Below are 25,067 nucleotides of genomic sequence, written 5' to 3'. Positions count from 1 at the left end.
TTTGTTAAGACTGCAGAAATCCTTCCGACACGAAACACTGCACCGATGCTTTTCGTGTTGATGTTTCTTTTTTTTTGCATTTTTATAACTTTTGGAGGTATTTATGGATTACTCACTAATGACCCGTCTTGCGGCGGAAATGATTGGTACAGCATTACTAATCGTTCTAGGTAACGGTGCTGTAGCAAACGTAGATTTAAAAGGTACAAAAGGATATGGCAGTGACTGGATGCTGATTGCTGTCGGGTATGGATTCGGGGTTATGATGCCAGCAATGATTTTTGGTGGAATCAGCGGTAACCACATCAACCCAGCATTTACAATTGCTTTAGCATCTAATGGTCTATTCCCTTGGGCTGAAGTTGTTCCTTATATCATTGCACAATTGATTGGTGCAGCGATTGGACAATTGATCGTAGTAGCTTGTTACAAACCTTACTACGACCAAACAGAAGACGTGAACCATGTGTTAGGTACATTCTCAACAATCAACAGCGTTGGTTCTAAATTCAATGGTTTCGTCAATGAATTCTTTGGTTCATTCGTTTTATTCTTTGGTGCCTTAGGTATTACAAAAGCACCATTCTTCCAAGATAATCTTGGTACAGCTCACTTAGCACTCGGTTTCCTTGTATGGACATTAGTTGCTTCACTTGGTGGTCCTACAGGTCCTGGACTAAACCCAGCCCGCGACTTTGCTCCACGTCTTGTACACGCACTTCTTCCATTGAAACATAAAGGTTCTTCTCAATGGGGATATGCATGGGTACCAGTTGTAGCACCTATCTGTGCTGGTGTCGTAGCAGTATTCTTATATAAATTATTATTTATGGCTTAATCAAAAGCTAAATAAAAAAACTTGGTACAGCGATTGCGTACCAAGTTTTTTTATTTTTAGAAAAAGCAGTCGGACTTTCTAAAAGAAGTTCACTATTCGATCCTGTCGATGATTTCTTCAGGAAAATCGTCTATTTGCTTGTCAATTTTGCTGTCTTTGTATTTCTCTTCTTGGATAGTCAACAAAATCTTTGTAAGATTCCCCCAGTCTACTGCTCTTGGCGGATCGAGCCAAACCACTACTTGAGATGCACTTTCTTCATATAGATTATTCCTATTCGTGATTATAACATCCGGGAACTCAGGCTTTCCTGCCTCTATCACTTCCGTGTTCAGATTAATGTACAAGCTTAAATTTTTCTTGATAAATTGATTATAGGCAGCACCATAAGAAAAATCGATGATGATCTTTACTGGTTCAGAAATCAGTTGAATGGGTATGTGATTGATCAATAATAATAAATAACTGAAAAAAAGAAAAAATTTATCTTGAAGCAACTCTTTGCGTTTTGACGTTAGATCATTTATATACTCTATCAAATAGCAATAAAATGCTGGATAGTTTTCTCTAAAAAAAGAAACATCAAGTGGAAATTCATCAGCTTTATTAATAGTGTAATGCAAAAGTTTAAAATGTATTTTGGTTAACTCTCTTCGGATCAATTGGCTCGTCTCTTCTCGCAACAGATTAAACTGATTTTCAAAACTTTCAATGAATCGTTCATTCAACCATTCGATTGTTTCATCTTCATTTTTTCTCAAGTATTTTTGATCCAATTTATCATGAAGATAAAGCCAAGAGAGTGTCTTATTGATAAAAATAACGGATTTTTCTCCTAATACTCCTTTTAAGTGGTAAAATCCTATATCCGAAAAAAATAGCGACTGATTGCTAGCAATATCTAAAGAATCAGCTTGTTCAGCCAACAGGTTGATTGCTAAAAAGTGGAATAATTTCTTTTTTTCATAAGCAGACAGAGGATAATACTGTTTTAAATCTTTTAACATTTTTTCTGTTTTTATAATTATAGGTAGCGTATACAATTCCACAAAACTTATCTCTGTTGAGTTAAAAAGATTATATAAAAAAAGCCGAATGTTTTTAGGATTCCCTGTCAACTTTCTCTTTTCAAAAAAAATTTGATATTTTTTTAGATTTCTTTTTAGTCTTTGTAATACTTTATAAGCCACAGAATAACTCACGTGATGCTGTTTAGCAAAATTTTCTACTGAGATATATTTTTCCTGAAAGAAAGCCAATACCATTTTCATAGATAAAGAATCCGTTATATAACGAGATAACAAAGCTTTGCTAGAACATTTTCCATTAATTTCCAGACATATATCCAATTCACTGACGGTTACTCGCAAATTTTTCTCTAGATCGAACTTTTGTAAATCATGTTTCAGCTTATCGATCGTTTTTTTCAAGAGAAATGTCGATAGCGACAACTCTTCTTGAACATTCGATATTGACTCTGATAAATTTGAGCTTGCTTCTAAATATTTAAGTAATGAATAACTTCTGTGATCTTCTTTGCTTAAAAAAAACTCATAATTCATTAGTCATCAGCTCTTTCTACGTATATTACTTTCCATGCATTCACCAATTAGCTGGGGATAAAACTGATTTCCTGGATCCGAGTCACTGTTGTCAGCGATTCTTGTTTGTATAATATACATCGTCCTGTCTTTTTTTTAACATTTTGGAGAGCGTTTTATTTGGCCTTTCTCGCGATCAAACCTGTTATAATAATTATATCATTTACTAGTATGCATTTTTATTAATAAAATGGTATATTTTATATTGTTATAAAAAGAGCCCAACCATCCTACAATAATAAAAATTTACTATTTGTTATCTTAACCTTACTTTTCTTTCTCTTCTTTTTTTCTCAAAACAAACAAAAGTATGCATAATAAAATAAACAATAAGAAAAGTGAAGCTACTAAGATATAAATCCAATTATTGTCTTTTTTAATCGTAACATCCGTCGTGTTCAATTCCTTGGCTACTTTTCCGTCTATTGTAAAATCTTTTTCAAATACCCATTGATTGGTATAGTTGATCGTAGTATTTCCATTTTTTCTCGAAAATTTTCCATTTTCATTTTCATTTCCTAAAACAGTCATTGTAAGGTGATATTCACCTGGGGTTAGCGGTTGACCATTTAAAGCAGTTGGAAAAGAAAAATTTGTATTCGGCGCAATCTGCAATCCTTCTTTTTCCTCTTGATATAAAACTTCAGAATGTCCTTTTTTTGTAATTTTTGTTTCAATAACTACTTGATTGATATAGGTTTTTTGATCATTTTGAACGTTTGCTAAGATGACATTTCTTGCATTGATTTGATCTGGTTTAACTTCATGAAGAGTAAGGTTCGGAGCAACTTCGTTCAGTGTCTGTCGCATCAACAAAGCAATAATATAGGTGTATTCATTCTCAATCGATAAGCTTTGATCCTTAGTTTCTGTTTGGTCCTTTTCCGTCTGGATTTCTTGGAATGTGATCCCACCAGCCAATACACCATCAAATCGCTCATTCGGCATCCTGACATGAAAAGCAACGGTTTGGACACTTTTAGGTTTTAGCGTCACTATCTGTGGATAGCTCACATAATCTACCAGATCAAAGATCAGGCTCATGTCTTTTTCAATCTCGTTTTTTCCGTATTCAACCATCACATTTGAATTGGTGGTTGCGCTATTCACAGAAATATCGATTTTCACTTCTTTTTCTGTATCATTTCTCAATTCCGCTTTTACTTCTACTTCCTGATCCGGATCAAGTTGAAGATCGAAGTAAGTTTTTCTCTTGTCGATTTGATTCTCTGAAGTTATCGGCGTCACTGAAAAATTAAATGCACTAGCTGACACTGATATATTGTTAAAAAGTGCCCCTAAAATAACTAGGAGTGTTATAAATAATTGTTGTTTTGGTCTCAAGAAAATCGCTCCTTTAATCATATGTAAGAGAAGACTATAACAAAATCTTGTCTCTGTGGGACACAAGAGCCTATGGTACCTGTGCCCTTCTTGAAACTCAATAATTTTGTTATATTCTTCTCTTCCTGTTAATTTCCTGGGACATCTGCAAGTATCCAAGATAGTTTCCCCTCAAAGGTTCCGATTCTTTGGTTTTCTACAGGAATATCTATTCTGATTCCACGATGAGCTGTAGAATCTAAAAGAGAGGACAAATCGCTTTCACCCTTTTGATTACTTTCGAAAATCGTAACAGCGGATGTCCCTATAACCGTTGTATTTTCAGAGGTAACAAAGGAAAGAGCTTCTGGAAGCTCAAAATCTCCATTTGTAAGAACTTTCTCTTGTTTCAATTGTAATTTCCAACTTCCAAAAGCCCGTTCATCTATAATTTTCAACCCACCTGAAAACTGTCCGAATTCACTTAATGGTCTACTGGATATTTTATGTTTTCCAAAATTGACATATTGAGGAGCAGTTGAGAGATAAAGTTTGCCTTTTCTGTAATAAAAATAGATATCCTCTGTATTTTCGGAGAAGATGCCTTCTGTATTCGCTGAATCCGAGTCAAAAACATACCCTTCAATATCAATAGGAGTTTCTTTATACTTCTCTCCTATTTTCCCAGTGATTGTTTTCATTTCAGCAATATCAATCTGACTGTCTTTATCTTTATAATAAACATGGATATCTATCTCCTTCAGCTTTGCGATCTTTAGGTTTATTTCATTCGATTGCTCAATCAAATTCTCGTTTTCAAGGTATTCAAAATGCATAGTGAGTACTTTTTCAGGAATTACTTCCTGCAAAGTTGTCTCCAATTCGATTATTAACGTATCTCCAGCAATAAAATAATCTGTCAGATTTAGCGTGACTCGATTTCCGGTTATCAAGATATCTTTGGCATCAATTTGATTTCCATTGATCAAGATATGCTCGGGAATAGTTAATTCTTGTGGGAGGTCGATACTAGTCTGCATTTTCTTATATTCAAGAAAATCCCCCTCGACCTTCAATGTATTTCTGATAGTTATCTTATCGTTTCCTCCAGCTTCAGCGATGGCCCCATAATCACTATCGTTGACTTTTACATCAGCTGTTGATGTGACATTCGATGGAAGTCGCGTGACAGCGACAGCATTTTCTTGAAAAAAAGTACCTGTTGAAGAAGTAAACCCCCAATTTACTTCTGTAGAACCAAACTGCCTAATGAGATCAGGTATAATCCGAGAAGAGCGACCGACACCTTCCAAATCATAAGTAAGACTTCTTTGCTCCGCGTCCCATTTAATTATTAACAAGCGCCATGTGCCATTAGAAAGAAATGTAGGAGCTACCGTCACGCCAGTATGCTCTCCAGAATAATTATTATTATTTGGTTTAGGCGTGACAAAAGCGACATGTCCATGCCCTCTATTATCAGCAGTTATCTCTCGATCCATTCGATCAGAAGAACCACTATTTTTATACGTATCAAACTCAATCGAGAGCGCATTCGCAATGTAAGGTTGGCCAGAACGAGTAGAATATGAGCCAATTCCCATACCTGGCGATCCAATAACTTGACTGGGATTACTAGCCATTCTAGGATCGCCAGTCAATGTAAAGGTCATGCCATCTCCCGCTCTATCTCGTTGATTTCCTAAGTATAAATAAGATTTAAATGTAAAATCCGAGAGTAAACTAATCTTCTTATTTGACCAAATAGCACCTCTTTGAGACCTTTCTGCTGGGTTCAACTGCAGTAACTTCCCATTTTCCAATATGGACGTGCTAGTACCGATAGGTGTTTGAAAAATTTTATCGATAGAAATAATATTGGGATCGTCAGGCAGCTCAACCGCAGAAATTGGTGCATCTTCCAGTCCTTGTTTGTCCGAACCCTCAGCTTCTACGTTGTCAGTGGTCTCTCCACTACTCGAAATACTTAAATCCTCACTGCTTTCTTGTGTCTGGTTGGATTCTATTAAACTGTCGAATGTCGAAGTGAGTTTGCTTTCTTCGTCTCTTCTATTTCCATGCTCCAACTGATTCAATTCCAAAGAGTACCCTATGATCGGAAAGATATTAGTCACTAAGAGACTGCTTAAAATGAGCACGATCCTCCTCTTTTTCAATATATCTTTTCCTCCTGATCGTTAAATTCCTAGATGAACTATTCGTATCCAAACAAATTTAGCCTAGCCTTTGACAATTTTTGCTCGATTACCTCGCAAGACAATATGACTACGTATTTATTTTTAACAGTTCTTTTCAGTAAACTAGTTGTTAGGTGTATCTTCTAATGTCCAAACTAATTTAGTGGAATATTGTTGCGCTAACTTGACAGATTTACCGGGTACCGAAAGCTGTACCGCATCTTGATTTTCATTTTCATTTGCACCAAATCGATAGACCCAAGTCCCCACACCTGTTCCTGATTTAGCATTAATTGCTAACGTATTGTTTCCTCCCGGTGTCAACGTTAATTCAGAATTCACCGTTTGCGGTGTATATGTTGGATCAACCAAAGAAACAGCCTGCCCTTTCGTAAATTTCAGCTGTGCTCCAACTAGTTCATCCCCACTGGCAGTTTTAAACTGTTCTGGTTGAGAGACACTTAATTTCCACCCAGATAAGGTACCTCTCCTATCTGTCACTTGGACATATGTCGGTTTTCTAGACCCATCGTTCATCACATCAGCAGCTGCATAATACGTTTTATCCGCAGTAGAAATTTTTTGAGTCCCAAATTTGAATTTTGATCCATAATCAATCGATAATGCCCCTCCTGTTCCAGGGCTTGGAGGATCTGATGGATCGACAGGTTTATTGGGATCAGGATTCTCTGGATCAACAGGAGGAGTTACACCCTCATCTCCTGCTTCAAATGTAATCGTTCCTTCTGTGTTATATTCCTTTGGGTATACTTCAGTTGCAGAAACAAAAGTCGTACTTGCTACCATGCTGAATAACATCGTTGTTGCTGTTAATACGATTTCTTTTTTCATCATTGACATTCCTCTTTCTTTATTTACTAAACATATCAGTCGATTGGATTAATCCATAGCAAAATTCTGTTTTACGATACTTATGAAATAAAAGAACATAGACCTATATTTGGTCCTATGTATCGATTAGTTATAAATGATTATCAGCCCGATTTGATTTCTAGTTTTTATTGCAACTTGATGCAAACACAATCTAGAAATACAGCTGTCATAGCCTTTAAAATAATTCGTAAGTCCCCCTCCTATCTATCAAAATGTGACTTGACTGCCTAGACTTCAATCAATATTAATTATAATTAAATAAAAAATGTATATTATATTTTTTTTTGTGATTATCGTTCAAAAAAAGAATAAACGCTTGCATCTAGTACTCTGCGAGTTACAAATCATCCGATCAAATAAACATTCGCTGATTATTTTCCACAAAAAAAGCAGCATATCCACGATAAATGGATCTACTGCTCTTACTTATCCTTATGTTTTACAAGGTATTTTCTTTTACACATTACTAATGCTGTCTCAATACGGAACGATTGTCATCGCCTGTTCAAATTCCTCTTGCAAATGTTGTGTTTGATAGGCTTGAAAGGCCGGATGATGGGCACGCAAGAGGACACGTAATTTCATGGGTTCATAGCTATCTAACAGCTGTTCTTTCAAGACAAAATCTCGGGTCAGCTGCCATTCATAATAATAACCAAAAGGTCTGCAGCTGTAAATCGTGTGACCGATGGATTTATCTTCAAAGCGACGATGCGTATGGCCAAAAACTACTTGTTTGATATTTGAATAACGGTCAAGTAATTCTCCGAATGATTCTGATCCTAAAAATGCATTTAATTTGTTCCAACGCTCATAAGGAGCAGATTGATACATGATAAATGCCCGTTTAGGAACGAAATGAGTGGATAAAATCACCTCAAGTTTTTTTGCTTCCAGCTGGTCTAGCAAATTTTTTGCAGCTGCAAGCATTTCTGCATTGACCTCGAGATCTGTTTTCCCACGCTGGATGAACCGATCATACCAATACAAACGCTTCATTCGTACGATTGCCTCGTAATCTTTCAATTCGGAAAACTGATAGTCGTACCAGCCATTCATCCCTAAAAGAACGGTCTGCTCATTTAAAGCAATATACCGTTCATTTAAAAAATGTGGGTCTGGAAAATGGTCCATCATCTGTTCATTGGGCACATCTGCCAACTCGTGATTGCCGAAATGAAATGTCGTAGATAATCCTTTATTGACGAAAAATTCGACAACAGCTAGGCAACGGTCTACTTTATTAGCCGTATCTCCGGCTAGATGAAGCCGAGTGATCTTGTGCTTTTGCAAAACTTGCCAAAGCTGCATCAGCTCTGATTCGCCGAATTTATTGATGTCCACATGTAGGTCGCTGATGATCGCCAATTTTCCCATTTTATCCCTCTAGTCTTTTCGAACAACTTGCAAGTTGCCTTTTCTCAAGCCGCTTGGTCCTTTTAATTGTAAACTATTATAAGTTGGTTCTAAAGCAAGTGTGGATGGATCATCCATGTAAAGTATTGCACTGTCTTTGATTTTGATTGGTCCAACTGGTGTATCAGCCACTACAGAATAAAGACTTAGATCTGTTTGTGTATCTTTTTTGACAATGATCAATCGAAATGCCGTGTCCAATTGGCAACTGACTTGGCTTTCTGCAAATGGACCGTCACCGTTTTCGATATCTAATAAAAGTTGATCGTCTGCTTCTAATTTATTCTTCAATACTTCTTGTGCTTCTTTTGTCACTTCTAATTTCATCTGTATCACCTCATGTCATAGAATAATCACTTTATTCATCAGATGCAACTAATTTGTCTGGTTCTGACTGTTCTCAATTTATTGGAAAGTAAGTCATTCGTTTATTATGATTTCTCTTATCACAAAAGAGACAACTTTCCCTTTTCTTCGTTCAGTTTCTTGAACGGAAAAAGACCCAAAAAGCAACCTGTTATTTGTTTAACCTTATTCCTTTCTTAAATAACAAAAAATACTATAAAAAATAAAAAACCTTTAACAACTATTGGAAAAAGAATTACTTTTTGTTCACGGATTATTAACAACTCTTCGGTAGAGTAAACTTATCAAATAAAAAGACTTCTTTGGAGGAATCACTATGAAGGAATATATAAAAAACATCTATTTTATCGAAGAAACACAAAATATCGAGGGTTCTTATATTGAAGTAAAAACACTCTTTGTCAATGAAGATAAAACCAAAGCATTGGATATTTATAAAAAATTAGCTTCAAAAAAAACGAATAGTTTTGGATTGATATTAAGCGAGTATAAAATCAAAGCAGAAGAGAGTTATTTCTATCAATTATTAAAACGGTGGAGTAAGCTTCCCGCCGATTTTTATCGAAAAATGCAGATCATCAACTATCAACCGCTTGCTGAGACACATGCCTAAATAGAGGTTGTGAAATCAGTGCTTTGAGCTAATACCGAAGGTCAGCTGATTGAACATTGTTTAGAAGAGATTGTGACAACTGCGATTTGCTTTGAGTAATAAGAACGCTGGACAGAAAATAGCTTCTCATATTTTCTAGTCTAATGTCTAGTGGACTTATTGCCGAGAAGCAGCAGATGGAACATCGTTTAGAAGAGATTGTGACAACTGCGATTTGCTTTGAGTAATAAGAACGCTGGACAGAAAATAGCTTCTCATATTTTCTAGTCTAGTGGACTTATTGCCGAGAAGCAGCAGATGGAACATCGTTTAGAAGAGATTGTGACAACTACGATTTGCTTTGAGTAATAAGAACGCTGGACAGAAAATAGCTTCTCATATTTTCTAGTCTAATGTCTAGTGGACTTATTGCCGAGAAGCAGCAGATGGAACATCGTTTAAAGAAGAGATCGGTACAAAATAAAAATATCTAAATTTAAGTTTTATCTAAGTTTCGCTTTGTACCTTTGATTCAAATCAAAGGAGGCGATCTTGATGCTGAAAAAATGGATCACACTATTTTTTGCCACTCCCCATTCTAGAATCAACCCGTATGATGTAGAGAATGAATTCACGTTGAAAAAAGATTTCCCAAATAAATAAAAACCATCCGTAAAATCATCAATACGATTTTACGGATGGTTTTTGATAACTTCTTTGAGGATAGGCTCTTGCTATTTAAGAATGTAAGAAACATTATTGTTACATAGTATGAGAGTTTAATCCTCTGTTATTTATGCTATTTAAATGCTTGATTCACATCTTCGATCATCAGTTTCATTGATTCTAAACCGCCCCCGCTTAAATACCAGACATCTGGTTCAAGGGAGATGATCTGCTGGTTTTTACCAGCATTCGTTTGTGCTACCAGTTCATTGGCAGAAATATCATCTTTGCTGTCGTCTCCACCAATAGCTTTTGTTCGGTCTACCACAAATAAGATATCCGGATTTTTTTCTAGCACATATTCATAAGAAACACTTTGACCGTGAGTGGATGCTTCGATTTGATCATCTGCTTGTTCAAAGCCAAATAAATCATGGATGAAACCGAATCTAGAACCAGATCCGTAGGCTGACAATTGCCCTTCATTCACAAGTGTGACTAGTGCTTTTTTATCAGACGCTTCTGCTTTCTTTTTCGTCTGATCGATTGCACTAGATAATTCCTCTAATTGAGTTTTAGCTTCTTCTTGCTTACCAAAGATCTCCCCTAAAGCAGTGACATTTTGCTGGAAAGATTCCCATGGCTTTTTCGCATCTAAAGAAAGGAAAATGGTCGGAGCAATTTGACTTAGATCTTTTTGAAAATCTCTTTGTCGGCCAGAAATGATGATTAGATCTGGCTGAAGCTGATTAATTTTTTCTAAGTCTGGTTCTTTTATTCCACCTGCTGATTCCACTTTTTTATAGGAGGAAAGATACTCAGGAAGGCTGCTCGTAGCTGCTCCAACTACCTTATCTCCAACACCAAGAGCATCCATCGTATCTAAAGAACCATTGTCGAATACGACGACTTTTTCAGGATTCTTTGGCACCTCGATTTGGTCTCCATTACTATCTGTTATCGTCAATGTAGTTTCAGTTTGTGTGCTGCTTTTCTTTGTATCTGCCTGACTGGTGTTGTTGCTATTTCCACATGCTGCTAAACCAAATGATGCTAGAATCAAGATACCTACTACTAATTTTTTCATCTCTTCTCTCCTAATGTTAGTTTTAGAAATAAAGACAGAATCTGCGGCCTTCAATCTCACAAATCCGTATGTCCATTTCGTACAATTCGTCCAATACATCTTTTTTTATCATTTCTTGGGTCGTTCCTTGCGTGAATAACTGTCCATCTTTCATCGCAACAATTTCGTCTGCATAACTTGCAGCAAAGTTGATATCATGAAGAACAATAACAATTGTTTTCCCGATTTCTTGTACTAAATTTTTTAAAATCTGCATGATTTGAACCGCAAAATTCATATCTAGATTGTTCAAAGGTTCATCCAGTAAAATATAATCCGTGTCTTGCGCTAGCACCATTGCAATATACGCACGTTGGAGTTGACCGCCTGAAAGGGTGTCAATCGATTGATCCGCTATTTCTTCTAACCCAAGGTGTTCCAGTGATTCCTGAACGATTTCCTCGTCTTTTGTCGTCAATTTTCCTTTCGTATAAGGAAATCGTCCAAATTCTACTAATTCTTTCACGGTAATTTGGACATTTATTTCATTCGATTGTCGTAGGATCGATAATTTTTTTGCTAATTCATTGGATTTCCAAGCCTTTACTTCGTTATGGTCTAAATAGATTTCACCTGTATCTTTTGGTATCAAACGACTGATCATCGACAACACCGTTGACTTTCCAGCACCATTTGGACCGATAAAAGCAGTCAACTTCTTTTCAGGAATCGTTAACTGTACATCTTTAACCACTGATTTTCCATGGTACAGTTTATTGACCTTTTGTAAATCAATCATAGGATACTCTTCCTTTCGCGAATCAATTTTGTGACAAAATAAATTCCTCCGACAAATTCAACGACGACACTCACTGTTGTATTCCAGCCGAAAATCTGCTCTACTGCGAGCTGTCCTCCTGTCAGAAACAGCATAGCTACCAGAAAGCTTCCGATAAATAGCTGACCATGACGATAAGTAGAAAAGACACGATAACTGATATTTGCGACAATAAACCCTAAAAAAGTAACTGGACCCACAAGAGCCGTTGATGTCCCTGTCAAAAGACTGACACAACATAAAATCAAAAATTCAAAACGATCTGTGTCTATCCCGAGGTTTACTGCTTGTTCATTTCCGAGATGGAAAACGTCTAGCACATGTCGATATCGAAATAACAGGCACCAGCAGCCGATAATGATCAAAGAAGCAGGCAAAAGATACTGACTCTGGATATTGCCAAAGCTTGCAAATAATCTGCCTTGAAGCAAATCATACTCATTCGGATCCATGATGACTTGTAAAAAGGTACTGACACTACCAAAAAGCGTACCTAAAATCATCCCTGACATCAGTAATAAAAAAAGATTCGCTCTCATTTTTTTCAAAAGAAAGAAAAATAACAATAGACTCAGCCCGACCATCAGCCCAACGTTCAATAAGAAAAAACCTGTACCTGTCTGCTGAAGCATCGTCACTCCTCCGATAAAGAAGAAAAGGACCGTTTGGACAAGGACATATAACGACTCAAGTCCCAATACTGAAGGAGTCAAAAACTGGTTATGCGTAATTGTCTGAAAGCTGATTGTGGCACTGCTGACAGCTAGCGAGACAAGGATAAATGCAAAAATTTTCTTACTCCTCAATGCCCATGCAAAATGCCAGTTTCCATATGTATGGATCGTCAAGTACATTCCTGTAACAAATAAAACAAGAACAAGCATACCAATAAAAATAGATGGCTTTTTTTTAAGCATATCGTCGCCCCCTTATCAGAAGATAAAGGAAGATAGCCCCACCGATGATTCCAACGATCACACTGACTGGTATTTCATAAGGAAAAATCAACACGCGAGCGACAAGATCGCAAAATACTAAGAACAAACTACCTGCTAAAGCAGTTACGCCAATTGTTTTGTGCACTTGATCTCCATATATTCTAGAGACAAGATTCGGAATGATCACTCCGATAAAAGGAATGCTTCCTACCATGATCAACATGACTGCACTAGCCAATGATACTAAGCCAATGCCTAAAAACTGCATCTTCTGGTAATCTATTCCCAAATTTACTGCAAACGATTCGCCCAGACCAATGATCGTAAATCGGTAAGCAAATAGCCAAACCAAGAGCAACAATGGAACAACAGCATACAATAACTCATAATTTCCTCGTATCACAGTTGCAAAATTCCCTTGAAGCCATGAAGTCATATTTTGTACCAACTGGAATTGATAAGCAAAAAAAGTAGCAACTGAACCAATGATATTCCCTAACATGACTCCAATCAACGGAAGCATCAATTGATTTTTCTGGGGGAACAATCGCGTAAGGGATAAAAAAAGCAATGTTCCTGCAAAAGCAAAGCAAAATGCTGTCAAGGATCGGACAATCAAGGATGCACCAGGTAGGAAAATCATAGCCACTAAAATACCTAAACGCGCACTATCCATCGTGCCCGCAGTCGTTGGTGAAACAAATTTATTTTGGGTCAAATGTTGCATGATCAACCCACAAATACTACTGGTCGCTCCCACAAGGATCAAACAAATCGTTCGTGGCAAACGAGTCACTAGCAAGATTTGTAAGCTTTGCCCATCTAACTGGAGCAGTTCTGACAATTGTACATTCGATACTCCGATGAACAATGAAATACTACTTAAAATAACTAATAATGCTACTAGTCGTCCGTAGCGCATCCAATCCACCTTTTCTAATTGAGAATGATTTTCATTCTTATTTTAAGTGAATCGTTGAACAAAAGCAACCGCTTTTTCATATGTTTTAGGTATTATTGGGAATATGCTATAATCGTAAGAAAGACAAAGAGAAGAAGGAGGGTATTTTTTATGGCACAAGATGATGTAAAAAGCCATTTGGATAAGGGACTTTATGGTACACCTTTAGTGAACCCTGAAGAACAGCATAAATATTTAGGGACATTCAGGGAACGCTGCTATCTTAGTATGACTGTTGCTGAAATGATCCAACCAAAAAACAAAGAAAACTTTTTAAAAGAACTCAAAAAACATCCAGATGCTTCCATACTCTTGAATGGGGCTCTACCCCTTTCTGTCCAAAACCAATATATCCAGCTAGCAACGAAAAACAATAGCCGATTTACTGTAGTCAACGATTACGTCACTGCAAATCCTGAGGAATTCGGATTGCTCTTAACAGCAAAAGAAGCAGTAAATGAACCTGTGATTGATATCGAAAAAAAATACCCAGAAGAAAACTCTTCGCCAGTTGAAAAAGAAAAACCAAAAAAGAAAAAAAGCTTCTGGGATCGTTTATTTTAAAACGAAAAAACACATAAATTTTTACATGCAAAAAAGCTTTTGATCAGATTGACATCAAATAGGACAATCTGTCAAAAGCTTTTTCTTTTAAAATACTTCAGGATATAACAATTTCAATACATTCATCGTCAATCTTCTGCCTTTTCCTGCAAAGGGATAAACATGCATATGCATGGCTGGATTGAAATTTGCTTCGATGATCCCATATGCTTTTTTATCAGTTGTAGGATCGATTTCTTTATCTGGTATAATCAAATCGATACCACTAATCTTAGCTCCTAGTGCTTCTACCGCAGAAACGGCGATTTTTTTGTAAGCTTCAGAAAATTCATCAGTCATATCGATCGAATCACCACCTGTACTGATATTTGAGTTCTCCCTTAGATAAACAATTTGATTGGCTTGGGGAACTGATTCGATCGTCAACCCTTGTTCTTTCAACATCAATTGTTCTAATTCACCTAATTGGATCAATTCTAAAGGTGCACGATGATTCGTTCCACGCAAAGGGTCACTATTTTTTTCTTCAACAAGTTCTTTCACTGTTCGGATACCGTCACCAATAACATTAGCAGGGACTCGCAACATGATGGCTTGGACTTCTCCGTCGATCACAAAGAAACGATATTCCGTTCCCGGCATAAATTCTTCTACTAAAACCGAACTGTCTTCACGAAAAGCAATGGCTAAACCTGCTTGATAATCTTCCAGACTAGCTCCTTCCTTGAAAATCGTGATACCTAACCCGTAATTGGTTGATTTAGGTTTGATCACAAATGCCTGCTCGGCAAATCTCGGATAAGCTTTTACCGCTTCTTCCATGGATGAAAATTCTGCGCCTCCTGGTACCCGGAACCCAGCTTCTTTTAAGACTTTTTTCGTTACTGTTTTGTTTTCCATGATAAGTGGGACGATATAGCTGTCCTTACTTGTCATGTTTGCATTTTTCACATATTCTACATGGTCTTGGAATTGCAGACGCAAAAATTGATCCGACTCATCTAATACTTTGACTTGGACACCTTTTTGGATGGCATCGAACATAAATATCTGAGTAGAAAGTTCCATTTCGCGAAAACCGGCCAACTGATAGGGACGTTCATGGCTTTCTTTATAATATTGATGTCCCAATGCCACAGCAACTTCTTGCTGACTCGATAGCTGTGCTTCTTGATAGAGTTTCGCTGCTAACGTTTGTTCAGGATGATCCATTTGAGTCAATGCTTCCTCTACTAAATAAAGAGAATCCAACCAATCCAATTCAACCAGCATTTGCTTCATCCCTTCAAGAATTTCTCTACCTTCTTGATGAAATTCTGTTTGATCTGATGGTTGTTCTAGTGCTACTTTGTTATTTCGAGTCGTACCTTCTGCTACCCATTGGTCACAGTCTTCTTTTTCTTCTGTCCATAACATGTACATCAGGAATAATTGTAAGAACCGAACTTGCTCTGGATTGATACCCAATCTTGCATAAGGATTCAAATCGATATTCCGCAATTCAATATAACGAACACCTGTTGTTGCTAAATCTGCGACTTTCTTTCCGCCTCGGAAACGAAGCGGTGTATAAAATTCTTTCTCCTCCGAAAGTTTCCCTTCTTCGATCATTCGCTCGATATCTGCTAAATACTGTTTCATAGAAGCATAGGAAACTTTCACATTTGGATGATTCGTATAGCCCAGCGCACTGTTACGAATACTGCGAACAGGTTCTTGCGGATGTGATTCATCTAAAAAGTAGTTCTTCTCACTCATTGGTGAAGCACCGAATAAATAAGTGATCATCCAGCGATAGCGCATAAAGTTTCTCGCCGTTTTCAAATAAAGTTCTGTTTTGAATTCGGAAAAATCTTGAAATTCTTCCTGATGGCTGAACAATGTTCTTAGCAACTCATCGCCAAATTCAAAATTGAAATGGATACCGCTTACCATCTGTTTTCGCTTCCCGTATTCTTTTGCTAAATAACGTCGATACAAGACATCTTCGAAATTTTTTAATTTTGCAATAATGATCGCTTCGTCTTTTTCCGGTAAGGCAGGTGGCATACTTAATGGCCAGATCATCTCTTCTTTCGGTATAGAACGAGCAGTCACATCATAAACAGCAGCGAGATACTGAAATAATTCGGGAATAGAATCGGTAACAGGAGTGATCATCTCTGTCTGTGTTTCGCTAAAATCTGTTTGGATATAGGGGTGATAGGATCGATCGCCAAAGATTGCTGGATGATCGGTTTTTGCTAGATTTCCTGCAAGATCAACCCGCTGTCCTTCCCGTTCTATACCAAATCGAGCTTGGTCGATAAAAGGGCGCGCATTGACATGCAATAATAATTGCTTAAAATTCATCATTAAGTGACCTCCAATTCATATGAATCTAATTATAATCAAAAAGTCTAAGAAAAAGAACGAAATTGTTTGAGAACCGCTTACAAATAAGTATAAAAATGAAGGCATCAAAAACACAGCTATGTTAAAAACAATCATTCAAACAAGGAGCTGCAACTTTTGTCACAGCTCCTGCTTTTTAGACATGGGTTATTCTTCTTTTAGTAATCCTTTGAACAATCCAACGACAAAATCATTTGGATCAAACGGCTCCAAGTCATCGATTCCTTCACCAAGACCGACCAATTTCACTGGTAAATGCAATTCATTACGGATAGCAAGTACGATACCGCCCTTTGCTGTACCATCTAATTTTGTCAAAACAAGACCGGTCACATCTGTTGTTTCTTTGAATTGTTTTGCTTGAACCATCGCGTTTTGACCAGTGGTTGCATCTAGTACAAGAAGTGTTTCTTGGGGTGCTTCTGGTAATTCCCGCTGGATTACTCGTTTTATTTTTTCTAATTCGTTCATCAAGTTCACTTTATTTTGCAGTCGGCCTGCAGTATCAACTAGTAAAACATCTGCCTGCTCTGTCTTTGCTTTTTCCAAAGCATCGAATACGACAGCTGCTGGATCGCCGCCTGCATTGCCACGAACAACTTCAACACCAGCGCGTTCGCCCCAGACAACTAACTGGTCGATTGCTCCAGCGCGGAAGGTATCTGCTGCTGCCATCAATACTTTTTTACCTTCGTTTTTGAACTGATGGGCAAGTTTACCAATACTTGTTGTTTTCCCTACACCATTAACACCGACAAACAAAATAACTGTTAGTCCGTCTTCTTGGATATTTAGTTCATTTACTTCATTAATTCCTTCCGCTTCATAGAGATCCACAAGTTTCTCGATGATCGCATTTTGGACTTCTGCCGATTTTTTCGCATTTCTGAGTTTCACTTCTTGACGTAATGCTTCGGTGATTCGTATCGCTGTTTCAAAACCTACATCTGCACCGATAAGTGTTTCTTCTAATTCTTCAAAAAAGTCTTCATCGACTGTTCGAAAATTGGCAAACAACTCATTCATCCGTTCACCAAATGTTTTACGCGTCTTTTCTAAACCCTTGTCGTACTTCTCCTGTACTTCAACTTCTTCTGTTTTCTCTTCGCCAGTAAAAGCACGCTTGATTTTATCAAAAAATCCCATTTGACTCCCCCCTACTCTAATACAAATTTTTGGATCACTTTGGCTACGCCATTTTCTTCATTGCTGGCTGTCACGAAATCTGCTGCTTCTTTGACGAAAGGCACAGCATTCTCCATCGCTACGCCTAGTCCAGCATATTGGATCATCGGTAAATCATTTTCTTCATCACCGATTGCCATGATTTCTTCTTGTTTCAAACCAAGATCTTTTGCCAATAAAGAAATACCATAAGCTTTTGTAACACCTTTTGGCATAAATTCCAAAAGCATACTTCTCGTTTTGATGATCTCATACATTTCATGGAATTCTGCTGGTATTTCTTTGATTTTAGGATCTAATTCTTCTTGGTCATAAGCGATTACTGCCTTATTAAGCACAAATTCATCTGTAATATCGCTTATATCCGCTGGTTGGAATTGCAGCAGCTTATTCAACACATTGTACAAGGATTGCTTCCTTGGGGCACTAGGCAGCTGTAAAACCACATTGTCAGACAAAACATCTAGTGGCAGATCCAATTGCTGAGCCAGTTTGTATAAGCGTTGGATATCTGATACTTCCATCACTTTCTTTTCCATGATTTCACCAGTATCATTTTTTTGTACCAAACCGCCGTTGAAAGTGATGCTGTAGTCACCTTCATCTACCAGTCCTAATTCTTGCAGATAATGCGCCATCGCAGCTAAGGGGCGTCCTGTACATAGAACGATCTTGACCCCTTGCTGTTTTGCTTGTGCTAATGCTTGTTTATTCTCATCTGAAATCAGCTTTTGTTCATTTAATAATGTACCGTCCAAATCGATTGCTACTAATTTGATCATTTTCGTTCCTACACTTTCGTTTCGTTGATTTTCGCCTCTTCATTGATATCTTCCATCCGTACAGAAACGATTTTTGATACACCGGATTCCTGCATCGTCACTCCGTACAGTACATCTGCTGCGACCATCGTTCCTTTGCGGTGTGTGACTACGATAAATTGTGTGTCATCTTGGAAATCGCTCAAGTAACGACCAAAACGTTTCACGTTGGCTTCATCTAACGCTGCTTCTACCTCATCTAAGATACAAAACGGAACAGGACAGACACGGATAATGGAAAAGAGCAACGCGATGGCTGTAAGTGCTCGTTCTCCTCCAGAAAGCAAACTTAGACTTTGCAGTTTTTTGCCAGGAGGTTGTACTTCAATCTCAATACCTGTTTTCAGCAAATCAGTTGGTTCTGTCAGTACTAATTCAGCTTTACCGCCGCCAAACATATTTGGAAAGACAATTTTGAATTCTTGACGGATAGCTTCAAATACTTCTTTGAATCTTGTCCGCACTTCATCATCCATCTCATCCATCGTTTCAAACAATTGGTTTTTCGCTGCTAACAGATCATCTCGCTGTGTTGCTAAGAATGTATGTCTTTCACTGACTTGTTCGTATTGTTCGATTGAATTTAAGTTTACTGGTCCCAGTTTTTCAATCTGTTCTTTTAAGGATGAAACCTTTGTTCTACTGTCTTCGATATCGGTTGTTTCTTGATAGTCTTGGGAAGCTTTCTCAAATGTCAGCTGATATTCTGACTGCAGATAGGTCAAATGATTATCTAAAATCATTTCAGCTCGGTCTTTTTGGACTTCTAATTTGGATTGTTCCGACAGTCGTGCTTTTTGCTCACGATTACGCTCTGCCAAGACTGCTTCAAGCTTATCGATCTCCTTTTGCCTTCTATCTCGCTGCTCTTTGGCTTTTGCCAACTCGGCTTTTAATGTTTCTCGCTGAGCAGATAATTCGTTAATTTGTTTTTCCAAACTTTCTTCTGTGACTTCATGATCAGAAAAGTCTGCTGTCAATGTCGCCAACTGCTTTTCTATCGCTTCTTGACGTTCGGTTGCCTCTGCTTTTTGGACTCGGGCACCGCGGAGCTGGATCTGCAGATGATTAAACTGCTCTTTCAAGACAGCAAGATCTGCTTGTTCTTGTGCTTTTTGACTTTGTACTTGTGCTCTTCTGGCTTCCATCTGGTCGCTTTCTTGACTTAACGATTTGATTTCTTCGTCGATTTTTTGTCGTTGCGATTCAAGATCTGTTTGTTTGTCTTTCAATTCGTTCGTTTGCTTTTCGTAATCTTCGATAAACTGCTGCAGTTCACGTGTCTCAAAAGTTGAGATTTGCTTTTCTTTTTCAAAACGTTCAAGTTCATTTATGATGTTTTGCAGCTGATTTGTCGCTTCTTGTTCTTCAAAACGTAATTGTTCGCCTCGTGTACGCAAAACTTCTTGTTCTTCGGCTATACGAGCTGTTTCTTGTTGCAGCTCCTGAACTTTTTTTTCTTGTGCTTGGAGTTGTTTATCTGCTTCTTCAAATTCACTAGTCAACTGTTTCAATTCTTGATTTTGTACAAACAAACTGCCTTGGTTTCCTCGTTTATTCGCTCCGCCTGTCATGGATCCTCCGGCATTCATCACATCACCTTCTAAGGAAACCACTCGATATTGATAGCGGATCGTTTGCGCGATTGCATTGGCACTAGTTAAGTCTTTGGCTAAAAGGATCGTTCCTAGCAGGTTTTGAACCACAGTTTGGATTTGATCGGGATAACTGACTTGTTCACTGGCAATCCCTATAAATCCTTCTACAGCTGCTGCTTGTGTCAATATATGAGCCGGTAATTGTCTTGGTTTGATTGTCGTCAGTGGAAGGAATGTTGCTCTTCCTCCTCTTTGCTGTTTCAAATACGTGATGGCTTGCCGAGCATCTTTTTCATTTTCAACGATGACATGCTGGGCTGCCCCACCTAAAGCTGTTTCGATAGCTAACGTGAAATCTGCAGGAACATCGATCAGTTCAGCCACTGCTCCGACAATACCCGAAAGCTGCTGTTTATGCTGCAAGACCAATCGTACCCCTTGGTAAAAACCAAAATAGTTTTCTTGGATTTCTTGAAGGCTTTTCTTACGAGCACGCAGCTGCTGGACTTGATTCATTAATTGATACATTTTAGGCTGTTCTTTTGCTAATGCTTCTTGGAACTTTTTCCCGTTTTGTTGGATCATTTCTAACTTCTCTTTTGTTTCAGTTAAAGATGATTTTAGCTGCGCCTGCTTTTGTGTCAATTCTTCTTTTTGTAAGATCAATCGATCTACTGATGCTTCTACTTCCGATTGCTTGGCTAACGTCTGCTTGCTTTTTGCTGTTTCTTGTATATATTGACGTTCTAGATACTTCAGTTCGTTTCCTACAGCTGCTTGTTCTTGCATCAAATCAACATATTGATCTCTTAATTCTGCCAATAATTCTTTCGTTGATTTTTGGTATTTTTCTAATTCTTGCTGTGTTTTTATGAGATTTGCTTCAGCTTTTTGGATCTCTGTTTCTTTTTCTGCTGCTTCTTTCATCAAGCTTTCTTGAAGCTTTTCAAAATGTTTAACCTTTTTTTGTGCTTCTGCTAATGAAGTTTGATATTCTTGCGAGCTTTTTTGTGTATGCTTTGTCCGCTCCTGCAAAACATCTTTTTGTCCTTCTGTCTGCTTCAGTTTTTCCGAAAGATCTAATAATACTTGCTGATTTTTTTCGATCAGACGGTCGGCTTGCGCATTTTCTTTACGCTGCTTCGCCAAAATGGATTCTTGTTCTTGGATCGACTCAGATAGTTTGCCTAATTCTAGATTGAATTTCGCAAGCTGTGCTTGTTTGTTGTCCCAATCTTTTTTTGCTGTCTTGATTTCGGCAACCATCAAAGAGACATCGGTTTGAGTCAGTGTTTCTTTTAGCCGTAAAAACTCCTTTGCTGCCTCACTCTGGGCGGCCAAAGGAGTTAACTGTTCTTCCAATTCGTGGATGATGTCTTGGACGCGGCTGAGGTTGTCTTCTGTTTCAAAAAGCTTCTGTTCTGCTTTCTTTTTCCGCTGCTTGTATTTCAAGACACCAGCTGCTTCTTCAAAGATCCCACGACGGTCTTCCGGTTTACTACTGAAAATCGCTTCTACTTTTCCTTGAGAAATGATTGAGAACGATTCTTTTCCTAATCCAGAATCTAAGAACAATTCTTGGATATCTTTTAATCTGCAGCTTTGTTTATTGATGAAAAACTCGCTTTCCCCAGTCCGTCGATAACGGCGGGTTACACTGATCTCATTGTACTCCAATGGCAGATAATGATCACTATTGTCTAAAATCACTGTGACTTCTGCAATATTCAGCTGCTTACGGGTATCGGAACCGGCAAAGATGATATCCGGCATTTTTCCGCCTCGCAGACTTTTAGCAGATTGTTCTCCTAATACCCAGCGGATAGCCTCTGTAATATTGCTTTTTCCGCTGCCATTTGGTCCAACCACTGCTGTGACGCTGTTTTCAAAATCAATGACTGTCTTGTCTGCAAATGATTTAAAACCGGCTATTTCAATTCGTTTCAAATACAAAGCTTTCCCTCACTTACTTTTACAGTGCTGCCAATGCATTTTCCGCCGCAGCTTGTTCTGCTAATTTTTTCGATTTTCCTTGTCCAGTGCCAATCAATTGATCATCTACATAAACTTCGATCCAAAATACTCGTTCATGAGCTGGACCTTCTTCATTGATCAATCGGTATTCGATTGATACATCACCTGATTTTTGCAAGACTTCTTGTAGTTTTGTTTTATGATCCATCTCATGTGAAAAAGCACCTGCTTTGACTTTAGGAAAAATCACTTTTTCGATGAATGCATGGGTCGTGTCGAATCCCTGGTCAAGATATAACGCGCCTAAAAAAGCTTCGAATAGGTCGCAAAGCAATGCTGGTCGCGTACGTCCTCCTGAATTCTCTTCTCCCTTGCCCAACAGAACATATTGATCAAAGTGACATTCTTTGGCAAATTTCGACAAGCTGTCTTCGCGAACGATCGCAGCTCGTGTTTTTGTCAATTTTCCTTCTGGCAAATGAGGATATAAACGGAATAAATACTGAGAAACCATCAGTTCTAAAACGGCATCTCCTAAAAATTCAAGTCGCTCATTATCCGATAATTGCAGATTGCGATGCTCATTCACATAGGATGAATGGGTAAAAGCTTGTTCAAGCAAATTTAGATCGTGAAAAACGATGTTATAGTTTTCTTTTAGTTCTTTTGTCAGCTGGTTGTCCATTTTCCACATTCCTTTTATGGATATTTTTTCGATACTTCCTTATTATACTGGTTTTTTGTCAAATTTGAAATGGTTCGGTCAAAAGGTAAGTAAAGCTTTAATAATCCTAGTGATTGTCGAAAAGTTGTGAAAAATTCGTTTAGTTTCGAGTATGAAGAAAAAATTTTGTGAAAATGGCTTTCCATATTTTTGCATAAATTTGACTTAATACCGAGAAACTGGACTTTGTACACCGTTTATTGGAAAAGTCATGGAAACAGCGCCTTGACCTGAATATTAGAGAAATAAACAGAAAAATATTAAAAAACCGAAAAAGGACATCGCCCTTTTTCGGTCATTTTTAGTGATTATGAACGTGAATCTGCTGTAACAGAAACATTTGCCCATGGGTTTGGTACATCATAAGACCAATCCCAGTCTTTGACACGGTCGTTGACTGGCAATACTTCATTACGGAACAACGTTGGAATCGCAAATGCTTCTTCAAACGCATATTGTTGCCATTTTTGATATGCTTCTTTTTGGTACTCTTCATCAAATGCTTTGCTTGAACTGATATCGTTGATCAATTTTGTATTTTCTTCTGATTCATAACGAGTGTAGTTGAACGCAGCATTTGGTCCCCATAGTCCACTTGGATTTGGATCAGTTCCTGTATTCCAAGCAGCTTGGTAAACATCGATTTCAGGATCATCGTTTTCTAATTTATCATAGAAAGAGTTGAATTCGATCAGACGACCTGTTGTGTATTGGACATCCAAACCAATTTCTTTCCATTGTTGGATATAGTAATCTGCCAATGGTTGCGCTGTTTCCCCACCGGACATCGAAGCAAAGTTGATTGTTAGTTTATTTCCATCTTTGTCTTCTCTTAAACCATCGTCATCCACATCTTTGTAGCCAGCATCATCTAATAGTTTTTTCGCTTTGTCTAGATCTTGTGTGAATCCTTTCATCTCATCATCATGATATGACTGGAATACTGGAGGAATCAATGAAGTCGCATTGCTTCTCAAACCTGCATAGAAACGTTCACCTACTGCATCATTATCTAGTGCATAGCCCATTGCTTGACGTAATGATTTATCAGCCATTTTTGAATCTGGATTGTATTCCACACTCTTTGTATCTGCATTCCATTTACCTAACTTGAATCCTAGATAAGTATAAGAAGTTTGTTCACGGCCTAAGTTTGTATAGCCAGCAATTTCTTTATAGGTATCGTAAGTATCTGTTGGCATTTGGAAAATCATATCATATAATTTAGAGTTCAATGCTTCAGTTGCACTTGCAATCGGTACAGATTTCATCGTGATCTTTTTCAATTTAGGCGTACCATTCCAGTAGTGCTCGTTTGGCAAGTATTCTACTGATTCTCCTGCAACGATATTACTCATGTAATAAGGGCCAAAAGTTACTGGATTTTTACGTACTTGATCGCTTGATTCCATATCTTTGATTGCTACACCTTCTAACGTATGTTTTGGTGCTGCATATGACCAGATACCACCACCCGATTGAAGCATGCTTGGGTTTACTTCTTTATATTCGATTTCAACTGTTTTGTCGTCTATTTTTTTGATTCCGGAGATTGTGTCGGCACTTCCATCATGATATTCTTCCATACCTACGATGTTACGGAAAGTGTCGTCATAACGTATACCAGTGTAATCTTTATTCCCAATGATTTCGTAAGGGAAAATCACATCGTCCGCCGTTACATCTTCACCATCTGACCATTTGACGTTGTCTTTTACTTTGATTGTCGCTTTTTTCGTATCTTCATCTAGATCAAGCGTTGCAGCTCCGTCGTCTGTGATTCTGAAATCGTCATCGTTTGCAAATAGCGGTTCATGAGAAGGAGCCATAAAAGCTGCATCATATGAATCTTGGTAAAACTCCCACTGGAACAATCCTTTAAACTGACTGTCCGTTGCGACCGCAGCTTCTAATTCGCCGTCTTCGATTGCATCATCATTATTTTTTGTTGCAATTGGAAAAGTTAATTCCTCTTTGTTATTGCCGTTGCCTCCAGAGTTGTTTCCAGAGGTATCTGTACCTCCGCCCCCGCATGCTGCAAGAACGACAGCAGACATCAGCGCTGCAAATCCAAAAATCGTTTTCTTCATTCCTATTTCCCCCTTCGCTT

At 37.9% G+C, this 25,067-nt stretch carries 19 protein-coding genes; 3 read left to right on the top strand and 16 right to left on the bottom strand.

Annotated elements, in window-relative coordinates; translation table 11 throughout:
- Window positions 1-103 precede the first annotated feature (103 nt).
- Window positions 104-838, top strand: a complete 735-nt coding sequence (locus tag PYW34_RS00630; RefSeq protein ID WP_002290500.1) for an MIP/aquaporin family protein — start codon at window positions 104-106, stop codon at window positions 836-838.
- Between the two features lie 92 nt (window positions 839-930).
- Here the strand turns inward: PYW34_RS00630 and PYW34_RS00625 are convergent, their stop codons facing one another.
- The 6 genes from PYW34_RS00625 to PYW34_RS00595 form a co-directional block, all read right to left on the bottom strand.
- Window positions 931-2,400 carry a helix-turn-helix domain-containing protein gene (locus tag PYW34_RS00625; protein WP_002294277.1) on the bottom strand — a complete coding sequence of 490 codons (1,470 nt, stop codon included), beginning with the start codon at window positions 2,398-2,400 and terminating at the stop codon, window positions 931-933.
- A gap of 306 nt (window positions 2,401-2,706) precedes the next feature.
- Entirely contained in the window at window positions 2,707-3,804 is a 1,098-nt protein-coding gene (locus tag PYW34_RS00615) for a DUF916 and DUF3324 domain-containing protein (RefSeq protein WP_029739177.1), read from the bottom strand.
- A 107-nt stretch (window positions 3,805-3,911) separates the two neighbouring features.
- Window positions 3,912-5,939, bottom strand: coding sequence for a lectin-like domain-containing protein (locus PYW34_RS00610; protein WP_002334280.1), 2,028 nt, complete (start codon window positions 5,937-5,939; stop codon window positions 3,912-3,914).
- Window positions 5,940-6,083: 144 nt separating this feature from the next.
- Entirely contained in the window at window positions 6,084-6,812 is a 729-nt protein-coding gene (locus PYW34_RS00605) for a WxL domain-containing protein (protein WP_002325942.1), read from the bottom strand.
- A gap of 519 nt (window positions 6,813-7,331) precedes the next feature.
- Window positions 7,332-8,231, bottom strand: a complete 900-nt coding sequence (locus PYW34_RS00600; RefSeq protein ID WP_002294282.1) for a metallophosphoesterase — start codon at window positions 8,229-8,231, stop codon at window positions 7,332-7,334.
- Between the two features lie 9 nt (window positions 8,232-8,240).
- A complete protein-coding gene (locus PYW34_RS00595; RefSeq protein WP_002287910.1) occupies window positions 8,241-8,597 on the bottom strand; it encodes an iron-sulfur cluster biosynthesis family protein in 357 nt (118 codons plus the stop codon).
- A 355-nt stretch (window positions 8,598-8,952) separates the two neighbouring features.
- On the opposite strand from PYW34_RS00595, the gene PYW34_RS00590 reads away from it, so the two are divergent.
- A complete protein-coding gene (locus tag PYW34_RS00590; protein WP_002287909.1) occupies window positions 8,953-9,249 on the top strand; it encodes a phenylalanyl-tRNA synthetase subunit alpha in 297 nt (98 codons plus the stop codon).
- Between the two features lie 778 nt (window positions 9,250-10,027).
- Here the strand turns inward: PYW34_RS00590 and PYW34_RS00585 are convergent.
- Genes PYW34_RS00585 through PYW34_RS00570 form a run of 4 tightly spaced genes read right to left on the bottom strand, consistent with a single transcriptional unit; the run spans window position 10,028 to window position 13,658 of the window.
- Entirely contained in the window at window positions 10,028-10,981 is a 954-nt protein-coding gene (locus tag PYW34_RS00585) for a siderophore ABC transporter substrate-binding protein (RefSeq protein ID WP_002294283.1), read from the bottom strand.
- A 22-nt stretch (window positions 10,982-11,003) separates the two neighbouring features.
- Entirely contained in the window at window positions 11,004-11,759 is a 756-nt protein-coding gene (locus PYW34_RS00580; RefSeq protein ID WP_002287907.1) for an ABC transporter ATP-binding protein, read from the bottom strand.
- Complete coding sequence (locus PYW34_RS00575; RefSeq protein ID WP_002294284.1) at window positions 11,756-12,715, bottom strand: iron chelate uptake ABC transporter family permease subunit; 960 nt, start codon at window positions 12,713-12,715, stop codon at window positions 11,756-11,758. The genes PYW34_RS00580 and PYW34_RS00575 overlap by 4 nt, the downstream gene beginning before the upstream one ends.
- Entirely contained in the window at window positions 12,708-13,658 is a 951-nt protein-coding gene (locus PYW34_RS00570) for an ABC transporter permease (protein WP_002294286.1), read from the bottom strand. Before PYW34_RS00570 ends, PYW34_RS00575 begins: the two co-directional genes overlap by 8 nt.
- A gap of 150 nt (window positions 13,659-13,808) precedes the next feature.
- Here PYW34_RS00570 and PYW34_RS00565 point away from each other — a divergent pair, with 150 nt between their 5' ends.
- Complete coding sequence (locus PYW34_RS00565; protein WP_002294287.1) at window positions 13,809-14,261, top strand: YueI family protein; 453 nt, start codon at window positions 13,809-13,811, stop codon at window positions 14,259-14,261.
- Between the two features lie 87 nt (window positions 14,262-14,348).
- Here the strand turns inward: PYW34_RS00565 and gshAB are convergent, their stop codons facing one another.
- From gshAB to PYW34_RS00535, 6 genes are all read right to left on the bottom strand, one after another.
- Window positions 14,349-16,616 (bottom strand): bifunctional glutamate--cysteine ligase GshA/glutathione synthetase GshB, encoded by a 2,268-nt coding sequence (gshAB, locus tag PYW34_RS00560; protein WP_002294288.1) that lies wholly within the window; start codon window positions 16,614-16,616, stop codon window positions 14,349-14,351.
- A gap of 186 nt (window positions 16,617-16,802) precedes the next feature.
- The gene (gene ftsY / locus PYW34_RS00555) at window positions 16,803-17,801 is read right to left on the bottom strand and encodes a signal recognition particle-docking protein FtsY (protein ID WP_002333198.1); all 999 of its coding nucleotides are present in this window, start codon (window positions 17,799-17,801) and stop codon (window positions 16,803-16,805) included.
- Window positions 17,802-17,812: 11 nt separating this feature from the next.
- On the bottom strand, window positions 17,813-18,622 hold the full coding sequence (locus PYW34_RS00550; RefSeq protein WP_002287898.1) for a Cof-type HAD-IIB family hydrolase: 810 nt from the start codon (window positions 18,620-18,622) through the stop codon (window positions 17,813-17,815).
- 8 nt (window positions 18,623-18,630) lie between these two features.
- Window positions 18,631-22,212 carry a chromosome segregation protein SMC gene (gene smc, locus PYW34_RS00545; RefSeq protein WP_002294289.1) on the bottom strand — a complete coding sequence of 1,194 codons (3,582 nt, stop codon included), beginning with the start codon at window positions 22,210-22,212 and terminating at the stop codon, window positions 18,631-18,633.
- Window positions 22,213-22,231: 19 nt separating this feature from the next.
- Entirely contained in the window at window positions 22,232-22,918 is a 687-nt protein-coding gene (gene rnc, locus PYW34_RS00540; protein WP_002287896.1) for a ribonuclease III, read from the bottom strand.
- A gap of 347 nt (window positions 22,919-23,265) precedes the next feature.
- Window positions 23,266-25,047: an oligopeptide ABC transporter substrate-binding protein gene (locus tag PYW34_RS00535; protein ID WP_002294293.1), complete on the bottom strand. Its 1,782-nt coding sequence runs from the start codon at window positions 25,045-25,047 to the stop codon at window positions 23,266-23,268.
- Window positions 25,048-25,067: the final 20 nt, after the last annotated feature.

Origin of the sequence: Enterococcus faecium (genome assembly GCF_029023785.1) — a bacterium.
GTDB classification, from domain to species: Bacteria; Bacillota; Bacilli; order Lactobacillales; family Enterococcaceae; genus Enterococcus_B; species Enterococcus_B faecium.
Note: the sequence above shows the minus strand (reverse complement) of the source record. Positions and strands in the feature narration are given on the sequence as shown.

Excerpts from the sequence above, each read along its gene's own strand:
- PYW34_RS00630 (WP_002290500.1), top strand. The coding sequence starts at position 104 with ATGGATTACTCACTAATGACCCGTCTTGCGGCGGAAATGATTGGTACA.
- PYW34_RS00605 (WP_002325942.1), bottom strand. The coding sequence starts at position 6,812 with ATGAAAAAAGAAATCGTATTAACAGCAACAACGATGTTATTCAGCATG.
- PYW34_RS00580 (WP_002287907.1), bottom strand. The coding sequence starts at position 11,759 with ATGATTGATTTACAAAAGGTCAATAAACTGTACCATGGAAAATCAGTG.
- PYW34_RS00570 (WP_002294286.1), bottom strand. The coding sequence starts at position 13,658 with ATGCGCTACGGACGACTAGTAGCATTATTAGTTATTTTAAGTAGTATT.
- PYW34_RS00585 (WP_002294283.1), bottom strand. The coding sequence starts at position 10,981 with ATGAAAAAATTAGTAGTAGGTATCTTGATTCTAGCATCATTTGGTTTA.
- rnc (WP_002287896.1), bottom strand. The coding sequence starts at position 22,918 with ATGGACAACCAGCTGACAAAAGAACTAAAAGAAAACTATAACATCGTT.
- PYW34_RS00550 (WP_002287898.1), bottom strand. The coding sequence starts at position 18,622 with ATGATCAAATTAGTAGCAATCGATTTGGACGGTACATTATTAAATGAA.
- PYW34_RS00595 (WP_002287910.1), bottom strand. The coding sequence starts at position 8,597 with ATGAAATTAGAAGTGACAAAAGAAGCACAAGAAGTATTGAAGAATAAA.
- PYW34_RS00625 (WP_002294277.1), bottom strand. The coding sequence starts at position 2,400 with ATGAATTATGAGTTTTTTTTAAGCAAAGAAGATCACAGAAGTTATTCA.
- PYW34_RS00615 (WP_029739177.1), bottom strand. The coding sequence starts at position 3,804 with ATGATTAAAGGAGCGATTTTCTTGAGACCAAAACAACAATTATTTATA.
- PYW34_RS00535 (WP_002294293.1), bottom strand. The coding sequence starts at position 25,047 with ATGAAGAAAACGATTTTTGGATTTGCAGCGCTGATGTCTGCTGTCGTT.
- gshAB (WP_002294288.1), bottom strand. The coding sequence starts at position 16,616 with ATGATGAATTTTAAGCAATTATTATTGCATGTCAATGCGCGCCCTTTT.
- PYW34_RS00590 (WP_002287909.1), top strand. The coding sequence starts at position 8,953 with ATGAAGGAATATATAAAAAACATCTATTTTATCGAAGAAACACAAAAT.
- ftsY (WP_002333198.1), bottom strand. The coding sequence starts at position 17,801 with ATGGGATTTTTTGATAAAATCAAGCGTGCTTTTACTGGCGAAGAGAAA.
- PYW34_RS00600 (WP_002294282.1), bottom strand. The coding sequence starts at position 8,231 with ATGGGAAAATTGGCGATCATCAGCGACCTACATGTGGACATCAATAAA.
- PYW34_RS00565 (WP_002294287.1), top strand. The coding sequence starts at position 13,809 with ATGGCACAAGATGATGTAAAAAGCCATTTGGATAAGGGACTTTATGGT.
- PYW34_RS00575 (WP_002294284.1), bottom strand. The coding sequence starts at position 12,715 with ATGCTTAAAAAAAAGCCATCTATTTTTATTGGTATGCTTGTTCTTGTT.